This window comes from Colwellia marinimaniae (assembly GCF_002207865.1).
Taxonomy (GTDB): Bacteria; Pseudomonadota; Gammaproteobacteria; order Enterobacterales; family Alteromonadaceae; genus Colwellia; species Colwellia marinimaniae.
In genome coordinates this window covers 1-541 of the sequence record NZ_BDQM01000113.1, presented here as the reverse complement: position 1 = coordinate 541, position 541 = coordinate 1, and the positions used below count along the sequence as shown (strand labels likewise).

Genomic DNA, 541 nt, shown 5'->3' with positions numbered 1-541 from the left:
ACGCCGAGATCTTTAGCTGTCTTGGTTTGCCCAAAGCGCATTGCATAATCTTTCAGGGTTATGCGTTGTTCCATACAACCTCCTTAGTACATGCAACCATTATCACCGCCAGAGGTAAAATAGTCAACACGCACGGTGTTAGATATTTATCCCTTGCGGTGATAGATTTAACGTATGAGCACAAAAAAGAAACCATTAACACAAGAGCAGCTTGAGGACGCACGTCGCCTTAAAGCAATTTATGAAAAAAAGAAAAATGAACTTGGCTTATCCCAGGAATCTGTCGCAGACAAGTCAGGCGTTGGTGCTTTATTTAATGGCATCAATGCATTAAATGCTTATAACGCCGCATTGCTTACAAAAATTCTCAAAGTTAGCGTTGAAGAATTTAGCCCTTCAATCGCCAGAGAAATCTACGAGATGTATGAAGCGGTTAGTATGCAGCCGTCACTTAGAAGTGAGTATGAGTACCCTGTTTTTTCTCATGTTCAGGCAGGGATGTTCTCACCTAAGCGTAGAGCCTTTTCCAAAGGTGATGCGG

Annotated in this window: 2 protein-coding genes; both read left to right on the top strand. The window is 42.3% G+C overall.

What is annotated here, in order from left to right; genetic code table 11:
- Positions 1-215 (top strand): hypothetical protein (locus tag MTCD1_RS23315; RefSeq protein ID WP_438819298.1); only part of this gene is annotated, 215 nt, incomplete at its 5' end.
- Positions 175-541, top strand: a 367-nt coding sequence (locus MTCD1_RS18420) for a helix-turn-helix domain-containing protein (protein WP_369007716.1), incomplete at its 3' end; no start/stop codon positions are given. The genes MTCD1_RS23315 and MTCD1_RS18420, both read left to right, overlap by 41 nt.